A 17304-nucleotide genomic window follows, 5' to 3' on the forward strand; every position below is an offset into this window, starting at 1 on the left:
CATTCGCTCCTCGTTCGGTTCGACCCGCCAGTATAGACCGCCCGCGGGTTCAGACGCCGTGGCGGTGCCGGGAACGCAGTCGCGGCACCAGGGAAACCAGCACCGCGACGACCAGCGCGGCGCCAATCGCCCAGAACACGACCGGGCTGTCGAAAATCGTGATGGAGACCGCACCGAAAGACAGGATTCCGGCCCACAAATAGATCAGCAGCACCGCGCGCCGTTGCGAATGGCCGATTTCCAGCAGCCGGTGGTGCAGATGCATTTTGTCGGCGGCGAACGGGCTCTGCCCGCGTCGCGTGCGCCGGACGACGGCCATCACGAGGTCGAGCACCGGCACGAAAAGCACGGCCACGACGACCACCAGCGGGGACAGCAGGGCCAGCGCGTCCGAGGCGGAGAACCGGGTGTAGTTGACCCGTCCGCTCGCCGACGTGGTGGCCCCGGCGAGCATCAGGCCGATCATCATCGAGCCGGAGTCGCCCATGAAAATTTTGGCCGGCTGGAAGTTGTACGGGAGGAAACCGAGACAGGCCCCGGCGAGCGCGGCGGCGATGAGCGCGGGCGGGTACGAGCCGAAGTCGCCGCCGGCGTTGTCGAGCAGGCCGAGCGAGAACACGCAGGTGGCCGTCGCGGCGATGAAGCCGAGCCCGCCGGCCAGCCCGTCGAGCCCGTCGACGAAGTTCATCGCGTTGACCATCACCACGACCATCACGACGGTCAGCAGCGCGCCCTGGTTCTTGTCCAGCACCAGCACCGAGCCGATAGAATCGCCGTTGCCGCCCCACGGCACCCAGAACGACACCCACTGCACGCCGAAGATGACGAGGATCCCGGCGCACATGACCTGTCCGGCGAGCTTCGTCCACGCGTCGAGTTCGAACCGGTCGTCCAGGATGCCGATGAGCGAGATGACGCCCGCCGCGAGCAGCACGCCGACCGCGTCGTAGGAGACGTCGAACCCGTGGCTGAGCGCGGGAAGCTGGTGCGCGAGACCCATCGCCGCGGCGATCCCGAGGTAGATGCCGACGCCGCCCATCCGAGGGATCGGCTTGACGTGCACGTCGCGCGCGCGGGGGTTGGCGATCGCCCCGATCCGGATGGCCACGCGCCGCACGACGCCGGTCAGCAGATAGGTCACCGCGGTCGCGGTCAGCGCGACGAGCAGGTACTCCCGGATCGGGAGAAGTCCTTGGACTACAGGCATGACCGCGTCACGCCCGCCGGGAGGTCGGAGTCACCGCGCCACGCTACCGCGCCCGCGTGCGGTCGCGGTGAACGGCGGTCACTTGCCCGGCTCAGTCCAGCGTCTCCTCGGCGACGCCGATCACCTCGGCGATGGCGGCCTTGGTGACCGTGCCCTCGCGCAGCACCAGGGGCTTGTCGCCGGTCAGGTCCACGATGGACGAAGCCACCGTTTCCCCGCTCGATCCGCCGTCGAGATACACCGACACCGAATCGCCGAGCTGCTCCTGCGCGTCCTCGACGGTCGAGGCCGGCGAACGCCCGGAGACGTTCGCGCTCGACACCGCCATCGGGCCGACGTCGCGCAGCAACTCGAGCGCGACCGGGTGCAGCGGCATCCGCAGCATCACCGTGCCGCGCGAATTGCCGAGATTCCACTGCAGACTCGGCGCGTGCGGCAGCACGATCGACAGATCGCCCGGCCAGAACGCCTCGATGAGCGCCCGCGCCTGCGGCGGGACGCCGAGCACCAGACCGTCCACAGTGGACCAGGAACCGACGAGAACGCCGACCGGCATGTCCGGGCCGCGGTTCTTCGCCCGCAGCAACGCCTGGACGGCGCCCGAGTCGAACGCGTCGGCGCCGATCCCGTACACCGTGTCCGTCGGCAGGACGACCAGCCGGCTCGACCGCACCGCGGCGGCCGCCGCGGACAGGCCTTCGGCTCGGGATTCGCGCTTGCCGCAGTCGTAGACCGCACTCATGACCGGAAGCCTATCCCCCGGCGCGGAGATTCCCAGGGCGACCCGAGGCGGGATGGGGGTCGGGTGCGGGTCGGGTGCGGGTTGGCCGCGGGTTGGGTGCGGGTTGGCCGCAGGCGCCGGGGTGCGCGGGTCTCGCGCCGCGCGGCCAGGATCACTGCCTGGCTGGCGCGTCGATGCCGATGCGGGCCTGGGCGGGGCTGCGGACGCTGCCCCAATGTGGCATTGGGTGCGTCAGATGCACCCAATGTGGCATTCGGTGCATCCCACGCACCCAATGTGGCGTTCGGTGCGTCCAGCGCACCCAAAGTGGCGTTCGGTGCATCCCACGCACCCAAAGTGGCGTTCGGTGCATCCCACGCACCCAAAGTGGCATTCGGTGCATCCCACGCACCCAAAGTGGCATTCGGTGCATCCAACGCAACCAAAGTGGCATTGGGGCGTCTCGGCCGGGGCGGTGGCTCGGTCCGGTGCGGGGCACGCGGCGGCGCCGGACCGAGCCTGATCGAGCGAAAGGGCGGCCGTGCGGTTCGGCGGGCGGTGGTCAGCTGCCGTAGGTGGCTTGCTTCACCGCGAACACGTTGCGGTTTCCCTTGCCCTCCTGCAGGGACCACAGGAGATCCGCGTCTTTCGGGTCCTCCCAGTACGAGATGCTCTCCCCGCTGCTGACCCAGGCGTGCGTGGCCGGGCCTGCGGCCGGGGTCCAGTAGTAGAGCTGCTTCGCCGCGGAGGAGTTGAACCACCAGCGGCCGTTGTGCGAGGCGACGCCGTTGAGGTTGTACCAGGGCAGTTTCAGCGCCTGGCTCGCCGTCGTGGAGGCGGCGAACGTCGTCGCGCCCGAGGCGAACGGGAAGCGCACCGCCCGCGGGGCGCGGTTCGGGTAGTCGGTGCAGTCGGCCTTGCAGGTGTACTCGGTCATCACGATCGACTTGCTGACCCGGTCCAGCGAAATGGTCGACCAGGCCAGGTTCGTGCCGGACGTCGTGTGCGCGGCGACCGTGCCGACCTGCGGCAGGACGTAGCGGTAGTTGTGCGCGTAGTACTGGCCGCCGGACAGGCCGATCTGGTCGGCCGTGCCGCCCGAGTTGACCTCGAGGATCTTGCGCATGTCGAAGACCCGCATGCCGCCACCGGTGTCGGCGACGTACAGGTAGTCGCCGTACCAGGAGACGCCGCCCGCGTGGATCGGGACGTCCCGGTAGTTCGGCGAAGCGCTCGTGCCGGTCGGTTCTACGAGGAGGATCTTGCGGTACTTGTTCGGGTACGTCGCGTCCCAGTCAGCGAGCGTGATCCGGCTGCGGACCTGTTTGCCGCCGCACGCGTCGCGGGTGTACCAGCTGACCGCGACGAGCTGGTGCCCGTCGTAGTCCCCGCCGACCGCGTCGCGGCTGGTGGTGATGCCCTGCGGGTAGTTGGTGCAGTCGTCGTTGTCGCCGTCGTCGAACCGGAAACCGCCGGCGAGCCCGGCCGGTTGGAAGGTGGACGGCAGCGGTTGGCGGTCATGGTTCGCGTTGTCCATGACGGTGTGCACCGGCACGGTGTGCAGCTTCGCCGCGAGACCGGAGTAGACCGCGTCGTATTTGTGGTAGTCCGAGGTCAGCGTGTACTCGCTGGCCGGGAGGGTGGTCGGCCCGGCCGCGGCGGACGCGCTGGTCGCGCTCGCGGTGAGCGCGCAGGCGATGAGCACAGCGCCGCAACCGGCCGTAATGCGATGGCGCAAGAACATGACTCCCCCAGAAGTCTGAGTGTTCGGCCGCCTCAAGGTAGGGGTTCGCTCGATAGCGGGCAACCCTGTCGAAAGGCGCCATCCGCCGCTCGGGACGGATGGCGCCTTTCCCTGGCTCAGAACCCGATCGCGGTACAGGCGGTCGTCGTGGTCTTCGCCGGGTCGGCGATCGACGTGGCAGTCAGCCGTACTCGTGCGGCGTGCGGCGCGCCTGCCGAGCGCTTCGCGTACGCCTGGACTTGCGTCGAGCCGCCGAACTTGGCCGTGGCCAACGCGTTCGGGAGGCGGACTTCCCAGCCGGGAGTGTCCGTGGTCGCGGTCAGCCGGTAGGTGTCCTGGTCGTAGGGGGCTGCCGCGCCGCGGGCCGAACCCGGGTTGGCGAGACGGAAGTCGCAGGTGGCCAGCCCGCCGCGAGCGAACGCGGCCAGTGCGGGCCACAACCACGCGCCGCGCGCCTGCGGTCCGGCACCGTCTAGCGACGCGACGGTGACCGTGTACGACAGCACTCCGCGGCTGTCCCGGTCGAGATCAGTGACCAGGAACCGCAGCCGGTTGGCCTCGTCGGTGTACTCGTAGCCGCTGGAGGCGCCGGTGCCCGCCTTGAACGTGGCGTCGTTGAGCTGCCGGTAGTCGCCGACGGTGATCTTGACCGGCGTGCCGTCCGGACGGATGTAGTCGGTCAGGTTGATGTCCTGCGGATTCGCGTCCACGATCCATTCGAACGGCGCGGCGTCCCGGCTCTTGGTCTTGGCCAGCAGGACGCCGGAGTCCGGCGCGAACGAGTCCGAACCCATCCGGTCGACGACCTCGACGCTGTAGTGGTCGTACCCGCCGCCGTCGCACTTCGGGTCCTTCGCCGGATCGCACTTGGGCGAACGGTCCCCGCCGGTCAGCGCGATCGTGATGCCCGCATACGCGCCTTGCTGCGGCTCCGCTTCCCGCGCGGTCACGCGCGCGGTGACCGGACCGGTGGTGGCGAGCTGGTTCCGGTCGAGGTTCAGGACCGACTTCGGATCGACGATGCCGAGCTTGAGCTTGTTGCGCAGCATGTGGTGCGCGCCCATCGAACCGCCTTCGGTGGCCGGGATCTGCCAGCGCGTGTGCGGGCCGCCGGGGCCGTTGAAACTGCCGCGCGACAACATTTCCCACGGTCCGGTGTAGGACCGCCGGGGCGGATTCCCGAACGGGTTGTTGTAGTTGTCGCCGATGCCGAGGATGTGGCTGAACTCGTGCGCGTACACGGCCTGGCCGGAGCTTTCCGCCTGGGTCGAGGACCCGTTGGCCGCGTTGGGCCAGATGCTCGCCGCCGAGGCCCACGACGTCCACGGCACATACCGCGTGTGCGCCCAGTTCTGGTCGCCCGGTTTGCTGCCCGGCGGGCCGAATTCGGGCGGCACGTTCTCTTTCGAGCCGAATTTCATTTCGCCGAATTCCTGCCACGTCGAGCTTTCGTCCTGGCCCGCGGAGAGGAAGAAGACGAAGTCGAACTGGTCGGCGACCGGACCGACGTCGGCGCGCCACGCGTCGCCCGCGTCCTTGCGCAGGTCCCGGGTGCAGTCGGCGTTCGCCGGACAGTCCTCCGGCTGCATTTCCATGCCGTATTCGAAGGATTTGCCCGGCATCCGGTAGGGCCCGAACGCGGTGAGGTCGACGCCGAACCGGCCGCCGGAGTCCTCCATCCAGTATTCGTTGATGGTGTGGCCGTGGTTGAGGGTTTCGGGTTTGTTGAGGAAATCCTGGTAGTGCTGCGCGACTTTCTCGCGCGGCAGATTGCTCGCCGACGTCGACGGATTGCCGAAGACGGTCGAATGCGGCGGCTTGGTGACGACGAAGTCCGCGTCCGGGTAGTCGGCGAGCACGACGGCGCCCTTGAACTTGCGCACGGTCGGTTTCAGCGCCGGGTCGGCCCAGTCGGTGCCGGGCACGTGGCGGTAGTCCTGCCAGGTCATGCTCGCCTGGTCGGCCCAGTGCGCGGAGTCGAGCGGCGCGGGCCAGCCCTGGACGAGCGGATCCGCCGCGGCGGTCCCGGCGAGCAGCGCGGGAGCCAGCGCCGCGACCGCCACCACGACGGCAAGGCGACCGCGAGTGGTCCGGGCGCGGGTGCCGAGGCGGCTGGCCCCGGCGCGAGTGGTCCGGCTGCGGTGATTCCGGCGGGGTAAGGGGGATCTCATCCTCGCTCCTCACTTCTCCGCCGGTCCGCCCGGCGGTCCCGAGGCCCGACGCTAACGGTGATCGTTAGGCGAGCGAACGAAATCCACCCCGCTGCCGCACAACGAAAGTCGGGCAAGACGCGCGCGAAGGGGCAAATGGCGCAGCGCCACCGGCTGGGTGCGGCGGCGGGTCGTGAGGGGAACCCCCACGGACTCTGAGTCCCTCAGGGTTCCCCTCACGACCTCCAAGTCCCGCAAGGAGTCCTTCACGGACCTTTGGAGAACCAGCGCGGCGTCAGCCCAGTCGGCGAGCCGTGACGAACCGCGCCCGGCCGGTGTAGTCGGGATGGTCCTCCACCCCGGTCAGCACCCGCCGCGCTCGCACCAGCGCGGGAACAGCCGAACCGTGGGTGTCGTCGTGTTCGATCGCCAGTCCGCCGCCCGGCCGCAGCAAGCGGGCACCGGCCGCGATCGCGTGCCGGATTACCGCGAGGCCGCTTTCCTCCGCGAAGACCGCGCGCGCCGGGTCGTGTTCGCCGACCTCCGGCGGGACCGGCGTGCCTTCCGGCACGTACGGCGGGTTGCAGAGCACCAGGTCGACGAGACCGTCGAGTTCGGCGAACATCGTCGGGTCGGCGATGTCCCCGGAGTAGAGCCGGATCGGCGTGTTGCCTGCCGCGCTGTGCACGTCGGCGTTGTGCCGGGCCCAGGCGAGCGCCTGCGGGTCGACGTCCACCGCGTAGACCACCGCGTCCGGACGCTCGTGCGCCACCGCCAGCGCCAGCGCGCCGGAGCCGGTGCACAGGTCGACCACCACCGGGTATTCGCGGCCCTGCAGGAACTTCACGCCCCATTCGAGCAGCAGTTCGGTTTCCGGCCGGGGGACGAACACGCCCGCTCCGACGTTGACCGTGATGTTGCCGAGCGCGGCCCATCCGGTCAGGTACTGCAGCGGGATCCGTTTCGCGCGCTGCGCGACGAGCTGGCCGATCGCGTCGATCACCGGCGGGTCGACCAGCGGCACCATCGGCAGCCTGCCCCGGTCGACGCCGAGCACGTGCGCGGCGATGAGATCCGCGTCCGACCGCGGCGATTCCACGCCCGCCTCGGTGAGGATCCGGGTGGCCTCCATGATGGCCAGGCGCAGCGGCTGCCGATTCACTGGTCGTCCTTCACTCGTCGAAACTCCCCCGGAGGGGGTGCTGCTTAGCGTATCGATCCCCGGCCGCGCGGGGGTCACGCCTGGCCGAGATACCCGGACAGGACTTCGCGCCGCTGAGCGAGATCCCCGATCCGGCGGTCGACCTCGGCCAGTTCGCCACGCAGCCGGCGCACCAGGTCCGGGCACAGGTCGAGGTGCGCGGCGGGTCCGCTCGCGCAGTCGAGCATCCCGGCGATCATCTCCGTGGTCAGGCCCGCGGCCAGCAGTTTCCGGATCTGCAGCACGCGGACGACGGCCTCCTCGTCGTACACCCGGTACCCGCTCGTGTTGCGCGTCGAGGGCAGCAGCCCCTGCTCGCCGTAGTACCGCAGCAACCGCGGCGCGACGCCGGTGCGCTGCGCGAGTTCGCCGATCAGCATCCCGATCTTCCCCTGGTTCTGGCCTTCACACTGGTGTCAATCCTTAACGTCGCGGACATGACAGAACATTTCGCGCCCCTCGTCCTCGGAAAGGGCCCCGGCCTGCTGCTCGCCCACGGCGCGGGCGGCGGCGTCACCGCCAATTTCGGCCCGCTGCTGGACGACCTCTCCCGCACGCACACCGTGGTCGGAGCCGACTACCCCGCCGCCGGCGGCACCCTCGACGACCTCGCCGACGGCCTGGTCGCGACCGCCGTCGACGCCGGGGTCGAGAAGTTCACCGTGCTCGGCTACTCGCTCGGCACGGCCGTCGCGGTCCGCGTGGCCACCCGGCATCCGGACCGCGTGACCGGCCTCATCCTCACCGCGGGCCTCGCCCGGCCGGACGCGCGGATGGAGCTGGCACTGGACCTGTGGGCGCATCTGCTCGACGGCGACCGCACCCTGCTCGCCAAGTACCTGCTGCTGGTCGCCGCCAGCGAACCGTTCCTCGCCGCGCTCACGCCGGAGCAGCTCACCGCTGCGGTAGCCGGGCTGGCCGAGTCGGTCCCCGCGGGCACGGCGAAGCAGGTCGAGCTGGTCCGCTCGGTCGACACCCGGGCAGAACTGGCGTCCATCGCGGTCCCGACGCTGGTGATCGCCACGACGCTCGACTCCCTCGTGCCGCCGCAGCATTCGCGCGAACTGGCCGACGGGATTCCCGGCGCGGAACTGGTGGAGATCGCCTCCGGACACGGCATCGCCGACGAAGCGCCGGAAGAATGGCTCGCCGCGATCCGGAAGGTGCTGCGATGAGTTTCCTGAGTCAACCCCTAGGTCTTGTTGATCTTGTTGGTGGTGTGGTGGGTGATGGGGTCGTAGCAGGACTTGTCGCGCCAGCAGGCCCAGATCACGCGCAGCCAGGCGCGGGCGAGGATGCGCACCGCGTGGGGGTGGCGTTTGCCCCGGGAACGGGCGTTGTTGTAGATCGCTGCGGCCCAGTCGCTGCCGTGACGGCTGTTGTCGGCCCAGGTGGTGAGGGCTTGGCGGGCGCGCCGGTTGACGGCGTGCCGGAAGGTCACCGAGCGGTGCTTGCCGGATTCCTTGGTGACCGGAGCGGTGCCGGTCTCGGCGGCCAGCTGCGCGCAGCTGGTGGCGCGTTCCAGCATCGGGCCGATTTCGCCGATGATCTGGCCGAGGTTGACAGTCCCGATGCGGGGCAGTTCGGCGATCAGTTCGGCCCACGGGCGGCTTGTGGTCGCCTCGGCGATGGCGGTGTCGAGTTCCCGAATGTTGGCGCGGATGGCTCGCACCAGCCGCACCTGGACGACGACCAGCCGGGCGACGATGGCCTGGCCGAGCCGGGACGCGCTGACCGGGGCGGCGCGCAGCCGCTCGATCAGCACGCTGCCGGGACGCTTGCCGGAATAGCCGTGGCGTTTGCAGAACGCCTCCAACCGGCCGGCGGTCAGCGTGGCCGCGGACTCAGGAGTGGGGTAACGGTCCAGAAAGGACAGTGCGATGTCGCTGTCCAGGCTGGCGAACACCGCTTTGCCGCCGGGCCAGTGCTCGTCCAGCAGCGCGGCAAGCTGGTTGACCGCCGCGACACGAGCCTCGACGTGGTCGGCGCGTTGCCGGGTCAGCGCCTGCAGCTCAAGCGTCTCGGCCAGGGTTGGGGACAGGGTGCGCAGCTGGTGGCCGTCGGTGCGCAGGTAGTCGGCCAGCTTGAACGAGTCACCGGGGTCGCTTTTGGCCCGTGCCGCGCCCCAGCGCGGCCGGACAGCGTTGAAAGCATTGGGGTGTATAGGAATCACTGGGTGCCCGGCGGTCAGCAGCCGGTCCACGACCAAGCCCCGGGTGGTCTCGATCGCCACCGGCAGATCGGCGGGGTCGCCGTGACGGCGCAACCGAGCCAGTGTGCTGTCGATCCCGGCCTCGGTGTGGGCCAGTGCCCACCGGTCAGTCCTCGCCCCGGCCTGGTCGATCACGGTCACATCGTGCGACCCCGTCGCCCAGTCCCATCCCGCGAACACGCGCGCGGTACTCCTTCGTCAGCGATGAAGGACCCGCTCGGTCATGAGGACGCCCGCCGGAAGCTCACTAATCGGCCCTCGGTGGGGCATGTTCCTAAAGCCGGTCAAGCGGCCTCGACCCGGTGGGGCTGGCAGTACTCATCGCGGCCGTCAAGCGGCACGCAACCATGGCCATGCACCCACCGGGACCGAGGGATCACAACCCTATCGGTTCGGGCTGCAGAAGGGATGGTGGCCTAGTGAGCCTCCAGGCGGTCCTGCCGAACGAATCGCCCGGCTTGACGCCGCGCCGCTTCGCCGACCTCGCCCGGCTGGCCGAGGAGCTGGGCTACGAAGCCGTCTGGCTGCCGGACCACGTGCTCCCGCCGGAACCGTTCGGCGAGGTCTTCGGCGGCGTGTACGAACCGCTGGCCACGCTCGCCTACCTGGCCGCGGCGACCGAACGCGTCCAGCTGGGCGTCTCGGTGATCATCGTGCCGCTGCGCGAACCGCATCTGCTGGCCAAACAGGCCGCGACGATCGACCGGCTGTCCGGGCACCGGCTGATCCTGGGCGTCGGCGCGGGATGGAACGAGCCGGAGTTCGCCGAGATCGGCGCGGACTTCTCCCGGCGCGGAGCGACGCTGGACGAGACGCTTTCGCTGCTGGACCAGCTGTTCACCACCGGACGCGGCCGGGCGGGCGGGTATTTCGAGCCGCGACCGGAGGGGCGGATTCCGATCCTGGTCGGCGGGAATTCGACGGTCGCGCTGCGCCGGGCGGTCCGGGCCGGGGACCAGTGGCTCAGCGCGGGCCTCTCCCCGGACGCGTTCGCGGAGCGGGTCGCGAAGCTGGACCAGCTCGATCCGGAGCGGCGCGTGCGGCGGATCGCCCGGCAGCAGTTCGCCGAGAAGACGGCCGTCGAGACCTACCGGGCGTATCAGGCGGCGGGCGCGGACGCGGTGGCGGTGCACTTCGGGGAGGTCGAGGGGTACGAGGAGCGGATGGCGGCGTTCGCGGCGGCGACCTCGTGAGCGGCCAGGCCGGTTAGAACCGGCTTCGCCGCTCACGAGACCCGGCGCCCCCAGCCGTCGCCGCGGTCCCCTCTAGACTCCGCCCGGTGAGATCCAGGGACCTGCGCTTCGGCCTCGGGGTATTCGTCGCCTCGCTCGGACTGTTGCTGCTGCGGTTCCTGGTGCCGCGGCCGATCGGCATGGCCGACAACGGCGACGGCTGGCGGTTGCTGTGCCAGCTCGGCGGGCGGCAGCTCGACCGGCCGTCGGAGGGGTTCGTCCGGTTCAGTTACGGGTCCGCGCCGCCGTGCGATTCCGCCTACGTCTCGAGCCAGGCCTGGCTGGACTGGGCGGCGGGCAAGCTCGGCGCGCTGTTCGGCGCGTCGGGCGTGCTGAACCTGCTGGTGCTCGGCGTGCTCACCTGCGTGCTGGTCGCCGGCGCGATCACGGTCACGGTGCTCGGCCTCGACCTGAACCGGCGAAACCGGCTGATCGCGACGGTCCTGCTCCTGCTCGTGCTGGGCGACTCGGCGTTCTTCGGGTACTTCGCGTCGGTGCTCAGCGAAGGCGCGGCGTTCCTCGGCATCCTGCTGATCTGCGGCGGCCTGTTCCTGTTGCACCGCCCCGGAAAACTGCGCTGGGCCGGTGCCGCGGCGACTGTCCTCGGCGGACTGGTCGGGATCAACGCCAAATCGCAAACCCTGTTGCTCATCCCGCTTTTCGCGCTCGCGCTGCTGCTGGCCCGCCCGTCCGGCGCGCGCGGGCGCAAACGCTGGGTGCTGCCGTTCGCGGTGCTCGCGATCGTGGGCGCGGGCACCCTGGCGATCCAGTCCCAAGGCGATCCGGCCAACGCGGAATACCGCGAGGCCAACATGTACCACGCGATTTTCGACTCCATTGTGGACGGAAAGCACGACACGAAGGCCGACCTCGCCGCGCTCGGCCTGCCGGAATCGTTCGAGCAGTACGTCGGCACCGGCTGGTGGGGCGAGCGCGCGGCCTGGCACGACCCGCTTTACCCGCAGTACAAAGACAAAATCAGCCGCCGCAACGTGCTGCACTACTACGCCACGCACCCGGGCCGGACGGTCGAAATCCTGCAGCAGGGCGGGGTGGACGCGCTCACCGCGCGTCCGGCGAACCTCGGCAGCTTCGGCGAACTGTCCGGACAGCCGCGGCTTTCGAAGGAATACCGGGTGCCGGTGTTCTCCGGGCTGGCCGCGCTGATCGCGCCGCTCGGCCTGTTCGCGCTGATCCCGATCTGGGTGCTCGTCGGCTGGGCCGGGGTCCGCGCGTTCCGCCGGAACCGGCGCGAGTACGGGATTGTCGCGTTCCTGCTGGTGTTCTTCGCGGCGGGACAGCTGGGTCAGTCCGCATTGGGCGAAGGCATCGAAGGCGTGAAACACCAGCTGCTGACGCTGTTCCCGACCGTGCTGGCCGTGGTGTTCGCGATCCTCAGCCTGCTCCCCCGCGCGGAAACCGCGCCGGAAGAGGCCGAGGACCCGCGCACCGAAGAAATCCCCGCCGCGGTCTAACCGATCGGGAACTCAGCCCGACTGCGCGGCGAGCCGTTCCTCCCGGTCAGCCGCCGCCAGCGCGTCCAGCACGCCGTCCAGCTCGCCGTCGAGCACCTGGTCCAGGTTGTACGCCTTGTAGTTCACCCGGTGATCCGAAATCCGGTTCTCCGGGAAGTTGTACGTCCGCACCCGCTCCGAACGGTCAACTGTCCGCACCTGCGAACGACGCGCGTCCGACGCCTTCGCCGCCGCCTCTTCCTCCGCGATCGCCTGCAACCGGGCCTGCAGCACCTGCAACGCCCGCGCGCGGTTCTGGATCTGCGACTTCTCGTTCTGGCACGACACGACGATCCCGGTCGGCAGGTGCGTGATCCGCACCGCCGAGTCGGTGGTGTTGACGCTCTGCCCGCCGGGACCCGACGAGCGGAACACGTCGATGCGCAGGTCGTTCGGGTCGATTTCGACCTCGACCTCTTCCGGTTCCGGGTAGATCAGCACGCCGGACGCGGACGTGTGGATGCGGCCCTGGGACTCGGTCGCGGGCACGCGCTGCACGCGGTGCACGCCGCCCTCGAACTTCAGCCGGGCCCAGACGCCCTCGACGTCCGCGGTCTTGCTCTTGAGCGACAGCGTGACGTCCTTGTAGCCGCCGAGGTCCGACTCCGTCGAGTCGAGCACCTCGGCCTTCCAGTTGTGCCGCTCGGCGTAGCGCAGGTACATCCGCAGCAGGTCGCCGGCGAACAGCGCGGATTCCTCGCCGCCCTCGCCGGATTTGATCTCCATGACGACGTCGGAGCCGTCGTACGGGTCGCGCGGCAGCAGCAGTTCGGTCAATTTCGCTTCGAGCTGCGGGATTTTCGCCGTCAGCTCGTCGGCCTCGGCGGCGAACGTCGCGTCCTCGGCCGACAGTTCCTTGGCCGCGGACAGGTCGTCGCGCGCCTGGTCCAGCTCGCGCACCGCGCGCACTACCGGGCTCAGCTCGGCGTAACGGCGGCCCAGTTTGCGGGCCCGGGCCTGGTCGGCGTGCACCGCCGGGTCCGCCAGCTCCTGTTCCAGCCGCGCGTGCTCGTCGAGCAGCCCCTTGAGCGAACTCGAATCCACTTCGCCGTCTTCCTCTCGCGAACAGGCCCGGACAGAACAACGGCGCCCACCCGGGCGTGCGGGTGGGCGCCGTCGGACAAGCTACTTGGCGTCGGTCTTCTGCTGACGCTTGCCGTAGCGCTTCTCGAACCGGGCAACCCGGCCACCGGTGTCCATGATCTTCTGCTTGCCGGTGTAGAAGGGGTGGCAGTTCGAGCAGATCTCGACGTGGATCTGACCCGACTCCTTCGTGCTGCGGGTGACGAAGCTGTTCCCGCAGTTGCACGTGACGGTCGTGGTCACGTATTCGGGGTGAATACCGCTCTTCATGGTGTCCTCTCTCGTTGGCCCCGGGTCCCCAGTGCGGGGTGAACCGGTGCCGGACTTCAGCGGGTCATTCTGCCAGACGTGCCGGCAAGGTCTTCAACACACCCCGGTGACCAGGTATTCCGCCGCACGCGGCGACGGTGGGTAGTGAAGAACCTTCGCATTGTACGGATTTTGTACCCGCTGGCGAGAACCTGGCCGAGTTCGTGAATCGCTCACTTACTGGAGGTCCGGACATGCGCACGACCGACCTGCTCACCCGGCTCGCGAAGCCGGCCGCGGTGCTCGCACTGGCCGCTTCCGCCGCGGTCTTCGCCCCCGCCGCGAACGCCGCCGACGGCATCACGGCCGCGGACGTCAACCCCGCCGCCGGCACGTTCACCGAGCTGTCCGAGGCGAACCTGACCGGAGCCGGCGACGGCACCCCGGCGGGCGCGGTCGCCTGGTACAAGGCGCACGCCGGCAGCACCGGATGGGAGCACTACTGCGAGAAGGCCGCGGAGAACTCGTACGGCGTCACCGGGGTCTGGGCGTCGGCCAACGCGCATTGGAACGGAGCCAGCCCGAAGCACACCAGCGGCCAGCCGCCCGCCGGTTCGTTCGTGTACTGGAACATCAGTGCCTACGGCCACGTCGGCATCGCGGACGGCAACGGCGGCTTCTACGCCACCAGCGTCGGCGGCAAGATCGGCCACGGCAGCTCCACCAGCTACTTCAACAACTACCGCGGGTGGACCCCGGCCGCCGTCCCCCGCCACTGAGCCGGAGCTCGTGCCCGCCATCCCCCGGCACGAGTTCCTGAACCGACGGAGTGTTCCTGGCCGCGCCTGGGGTCGGCGAGGAACGCTCCGTCGGTGCGAGATTCCCTTGCCGCAGCGCAGTTACCGGCAAACTGTCACGCAGCGGTAGCGGTCCGCGGACATCCGGCCGACATCGTGCGAGAAATGCGCATTCGATCTTCCGCGCTGCTCCTCGGCACCGTGCTGGCCGCCACTGTGGTCCAAGCCAGCCCGGCCTCCGCGATCATCGGCGGCACCGAGTCCTCGCAGCCCTACTCATTCCTGGTTTCCCTGCAGTACGACGCCCCCCGGCCGGACGGCCACCGGTGCACCGGCGTGCTCATCGGCTCGCAATGGGCGTTGACCGCCGGGCATTGCGCCAACACGCCCACCGGCGCGACCACCGCGGTCCCCCGCGGCTGGAACGTCCGGGTCGGGTCGCTCGACACGAAATCCGGCGGCGAACTGGTCCCGGTCGACAAGTTCTACCGCCGCCACGCCAGCTATAACCCGCCCGGCGAGGACCTGACCCTGCTGCATCTGGCCCGTCCCGTCCGGGCGAAACCGGTCCGGCTGGCGACCGGCACCCCGGCCGTCGGCACCCCGGTCCGGATTCTCGGCTGGGGAGCCACCTCGCTGTCGTGCGGGAACTTCGCCGATCCGGTCTGTTTCCCCCGGAAGCTGCACGAAGCGGACACCGCGGTGCAGCCGTTGCCGGATTGCTGGGACGACAACGGAATCTCGCCGCCGCTGTGCATCGGGAGCCGCCAAGCCGGGGTCGGACCGGGGGTGACCGACTCCGGCGGACCGGCGCTGGTTCGCGAAGGCTCCGGATGGGCGTTGGCCGGAACGGTGGTCGGCCCGGGCATCCGCGGCGCCGACCTGCCGGACCTGTACGTCGACGTAACGCGGAATGCCCCCTGGATCAACGGGATCGTGTCCGGCTCCGCCGTTCCGCCGGACACCGTCATTCCCAACGTCGAAGGCACCGCCAAGATCGGCGACTGCATGGGCTCGGTGATCCGGCCGCGCACCGCCAGGGATTCGGATCCGGCGCTGGCGCTGACCAACGGGCATTGCGTAGCAAGAAACCGGCCGGAACCGGGGAAAGCACTGGTGAATCAGCCTGCCGGACTGGATAGGCCAATCCCCATCGCCGATCGGCAGGGATATCCGAAGACCACCGCCCGCGCCACCCGGCTGCTGTACGCGACGATGACCGGCACCGACCTCGCGCTGTACCGGCTCGACCGGACCTACGCTCAGCTCGCGGCCGCCGGCGCCAAGGTGTTCCGGTTGACGTCCACTCCGATGCTCGCCGGGGACCGGATGCAGATGGCGTACGAGAGTCACCGGCCGAAGTGCGAGGTCGCCGCGGTGGTGCCGCATCTGCGGGAAGGCGGCTGGCAACAGGACCAGTCCGTGCGCTATGCCGACAGCGAGGAATGCGTCAGCCTGCCCGGCTACTCCGGGACCGCGCTGCTGTCGCCGGACGGGAACACCGTGGTGGGGATCAACAACACCCACAATCGCGACGGCGAGTCGTGCACCGAGGGCAACCCGTGCGAAGTGGCGGCCGACGGGACGGTCACCGCGGTCAAGGGCCGCAGTTACGGACAGCAGGTGTCGGCGATCGGCGGATGTCTGGCTCCGGGGAACCGGATCGACCTGGACCGGCCGGGATGCCGGTTGACCGGAAGCCGCGCCGGAACCGCGTGAAACGAAACCGGCCCGCCCCGGAAACCCGGGACGGGCCGTTTCGTGCACAGAGACTCAGTCGTCGTCTCCACCGCCGAGGGCGGTCTTCGAGACCTGCATCAGGAACTCGATGTTGGTCTTCGTCTTGCGCAGCCGCGAGATCAGCAGGTCGATGGCCTGCTGCGAGTCCAGCGCGTGCAGCACGCGGTGCAGCTTGTGCGTGACGGCCAGCTCGTCCGGCGAGAGCAGCAGCTCTTCCTTGCGGGTGCCGGACGGGTTGACGTCCACCGCCGGGAACACGCGGCGCTCGGAGATCTTGCGGTCGAGCTTGAGCTCCGCGTTGCCGGTGCCCTTGAACTCCTCGAAGATCACCGTGTCCATCGTGGACCCGGTCTCCACCATCGCGGTCGCGAAGATGGTGAGCGAGCCGCCGTTCTCGATGTTGCGCGCGGCGCCGAGGAAACGCTTCGGCGGGTACAGCGCGGTCGAGTCGACACCACCGGACAGGATCCGGCCGGACGCCGGCGCGGCCAGGTTGTACGCGCGGCCCAGACGGGTGATCGAGTCGAGCAGGACGACCACGTCGTGGCCCATTTCGACCAGGCGCTTGGCCCGTTCGATGGACAGCTCGGCGACCGAGGTGTGGTCGGACGGCGGGCGGTCGAAGGTCGAGGCGATGACCTCGCCCTTCACCGACCGCTGCATGTCGGTGACCTCTTCCGGACGCTCGTCGACCAGCACGACCATGAGGTGGGCCTCAGGGTTGTTCGTGGTGATCGCGTTCGCGATGTCCTGCATGATCGTGGTCTTGCCGGCCTTGGGCGGGGACACGATCAGCGCACGCTGGCCCTTGCCGACCGGCATGATCAGGTCGATCACGCGGGTGGTGAGCTTGTGCGGCTCGGTCTCGAGACGCAGTCGCTCGATCGGGTACAGCGGCGTCAGCTTGGGAGAAAGTCTGGACGGCGCTTGGCCTCTTCCGGCTCCAAGCCGTTGATCGAGTCGACGCGCACCAAAAAGTTGAACTTCTGCCGCTGCTGATCGCCCTCACGCGGCTGGCGCACGACACCGGTGATCGCGTCGCCGCGGCGCAGGCCGAACTTGCGGACCAGCGACAGCGACACGTACACGTCGTTCGGCCCGGCCAGGTAGCCCGAGGTGCGCACGAACGCGTAGTTGTCGAGCACGTCCAGGATGCCGGCGACCGGCAGCAGGACGTCGTCCTCGCGGATCTCGGTGTCCGGCGCGCCGCCCTCGGCGCGGCCGCCCCCGCTGCCCCGGCGGCGGCGGTCGCGGAAGCGGCGCCCGCGGCGGCCGCCTTCCTCGTCGTCGTCCTGGGGGCCGTTGTTCCGGTTGTCGCGGTTGTCCTGCTGGTTCCGCTGCCGGTTGTCCTGCCGGTCCTGGCGATCCTGGCGGTTGTCCTGGCCGCCGCGGTTGTCCCGGTTGCCGTCGCGGTTGTCGCGGCCGTTGTCCCGGTTGTCGCGGCCGTTGTCCCG

14 protein-coding genes and 1 pseudogene are annotated in these 17304 nt (G+C 69.7%); 5 read left to right on the forward strand and 10 right to left on the reverse strand.

Features of this window, described 5'->3' with window-relative positions; translation table 11 throughout:
* Positions 1-49: 49 nt before the first annotated feature.
* The 6 genes from SSMG_RS30945 to SSMG_RS30970 form a co-directional block, all read right to left on the reverse strand.
* Positions 50-1207, reverse strand: coding sequence for a glycosyltransferase family 4 protein (locus SSMG_RS30945; protein ID WP_009082598.1), 1158 nt, complete (start codon positions 1205-1207; stop codon positions 50-52).
* 91 nt (positions 1208-1298) lie between these two features.
* Positions 1299-1949 (reverse strand): L-threonylcarbamoyladenylate synthase, encoded by a 651-nt coding sequence (locus tag SSMG_RS30950; protein WP_037715405.1) that lies wholly within the window; start codon positions 1947-1949, stop codon positions 1299-1301.
* A gap of 541 nt (positions 1950-2490) precedes the next feature.
* Entirely contained in the window at positions 2491-3672 is a 1182-nt protein-coding gene (locus SSMG_RS30955) for a hypothetical protein (RefSeq protein ID WP_037715407.1), read from the reverse strand.
* A gap of 116 nt (positions 3673-3788) precedes the next feature.
* Positions 3789-5843 carry a M6 family metalloprotease domain-containing protein gene (locus SSMG_RS30960; RefSeq protein ID WP_009082603.1) on the reverse strand — a complete coding sequence of 685 codons (2055 nt, stop codon included), beginning with the start codon at positions 5841-5843 and terminating at the stop codon, positions 3789-3791.
* A gap of 274 nt (positions 5844-6117) precedes the next feature.
* Entirely contained in the window at positions 6118-6984 is an 867-nt protein-coding gene (gene prmC, locus SSMG_RS30965; protein WP_009082604.1) for a peptide chain release factor N(5)-glutamine methyltransferase, read from the reverse strand.
* Between the two features lie 74 nt (positions 6985-7058).
* Positions 7059-7403, reverse strand: coding sequence for a MerR family transcriptional regulator (locus SSMG_RS30970; protein ID WP_009082605.1), 345 nt, complete (start codon positions 7401-7403; stop codon positions 7059-7061).
* Between the two features lie 57 nt (positions 7404-7460).
* Here SSMG_RS30970 and SSMG_RS30975 point away from each other — a divergent pair, with 57 nt between their 5' ends.
* Positions 7461-8198: an alpha/beta fold hydrolase gene (locus tag SSMG_RS30975; protein ID WP_037715411.1), complete on the forward strand. Its 738-nt coding sequence runs from the start codon at positions 7461-7463 to the stop codon at positions 8196-8198.
* Between the two features lie 17 nt (positions 8199-8215).
* Here SSMG_RS30975 and SSMG_RS30980 read toward each other — a convergent pair whose 3' ends face one another.
* Positions 8216-9415, reverse strand: a complete 1200-nt coding sequence (locus SSMG_RS30980) for an IS110 family transposase (RefSeq protein ID WP_009082610.1) — start codon at positions 9413-9415, stop codon at positions 8216-8218.
* A gap of 239 nt (positions 9416-9654) precedes the next feature.
* Between SSMG_RS30980 and SSMG_RS30985 the strand changes: the two genes are divergently transcribed.
* Together SSMG_RS30985 and SSMG_RS30990 are read left to right on the forward strand one after the other, a co-directional pair.
* A complete protein-coding gene (locus SSMG_RS30985; protein WP_037715414.1) occupies positions 9655-10428 on the forward strand; it encodes a TIGR03619 family F420-dependent LLM class oxidoreductase in 774 nt (257 codons plus the stop codon).
* Between the two features lie 86 nt (positions 10429-10514).
* A complete protein-coding gene (locus SSMG_RS30990; protein WP_009082614.1) occupies positions 10515-11942 on the forward strand; it encodes a hypothetical protein in 1428 nt (475 codons plus the stop codon).
* Positions 11943-11954: 12 nt separating this feature from the next.
* Here the strand turns inward: SSMG_RS30990 and prfA are convergent, their stop codons facing one another.
* Positions 11955-13025 (reverse strand): peptide chain release factor 1, encoded by a 1071-nt coding sequence (gene prfA, locus SSMG_RS30995; protein ID WP_009082615.1) that lies wholly within the window; start codon positions 13023-13025, stop codon positions 11955-11957.
* Positions 13026-13106: 81 nt separating this feature from the next.
* Entirely contained in the window at positions 13107-13334 is a 228-nt protein-coding gene (rpmE, locus tag SSMG_RS31000) for a 50S ribosomal protein L31 (protein WP_009082617.1), read from the reverse strand.
* A gap of 233 nt (positions 13335-13567) precedes the next feature.
* On the opposite strand from rpmE, the gene SSMG_RS31005 reads away from it, so the two are divergent.
* Together SSMG_RS31005 and SSMG_RS31010 are read left to right on the forward strand one after the other, a co-directional pair.
* On the forward strand, positions 13568-14092 hold the full coding sequence (locus SSMG_RS31005; RefSeq protein ID WP_009082619.1) for a hypothetical protein: 525 nt from the start codon (positions 13568-13570) through the stop codon (positions 14090-14092).
* A 183-nt stretch (positions 14093-14275) separates the two neighbouring features.
* Complete coding sequence (locus SSMG_RS31010; protein ID WP_009082621.1) at positions 14276-15829, forward strand: trypsin-like serine protease; 1554 nt, start codon at positions 14276-14278, stop codon at positions 15827-15829.
* A 54-nt stretch (positions 15830-15883) separates the two neighbouring features.
* Here the strand turns inward: SSMG_RS31010 and rho are convergent.
* Positions 15884-17304, reverse strand: a pseudogene (gene rho, locus SSMG_RS31015) (transcription termination factor Rho); the annotation flags it as partial.

The organism is Streptomyces sp. AA4, assembly GCF_000158875.1.
In the GTDB taxonomy this organism is placed as follows: Bacteria; Actinomycetota; Actinomycetes; order Mycobacteriales; family Pseudonocardiaceae; genus Amycolatopsis.

Coding starts and splice junctions, on each gene's coding strand:
- SSMG_RS30945 (WP_009082598.1), bottom strand. CDS start 1,207: ATGCCTGTAGTCCAAGGACTTCTCCCGATCCGGGAGTACCTGCTCGTC.
- SSMG_RS30950 (WP_037715405.1), bottom strand. CDS start 1,949: ATGAGTGCGGTCTACGACTGCGGCAAGCGCGAATCCCGAGCCGAAGGC.
- SSMG_RS30955 (WP_037715407.1), bottom strand. CDS start 3,672: ATGTTCTTGCGCCATCGCATTACGGCCGGTTGCGGCGCTGTGCTCATC.
- SSMG_RS30960 (WP_009082603.1), bottom strand. CDS start 5,843: ATGAGATCCCCCTTACCCCGCCGGAATCACCGCAGCCGGACCACTCGC.
- SSMG_RS30970 (WP_009082605.1), bottom strand. CDS start 7,403: ATGCTGATCGGCGAACTCGCGCAGCGCACCGGCGTCGCGCCGCGGTTG.
- SSMG_RS30975 (WP_037715411.1), top strand. CDS start 7,461: ATGACAGAACATTTCGCGCCCCTCGTCCTCGGAAAGGGCCCCGGCCTG.
- rpmE (WP_009082617.1), bottom strand. CDS start 13,334: ATGAAGAGCGGTATTCACCCCGAATACGTGACCACGACCGTCACGTGC.
- SSMG_RS31005 (WP_009082619.1), top strand. CDS start 13,568: ATGCGCACGACCGACCTGCTCACCCGGCTCGCGAAGCCGGCCGCGGTG.
- SSMG_RS31010 (WP_009082621.1), top strand. CDS start 14,276: ATGCGCATTCGATCTTCCGCGCTGCTCCTCGGCACCGTGCTGGCCGCC.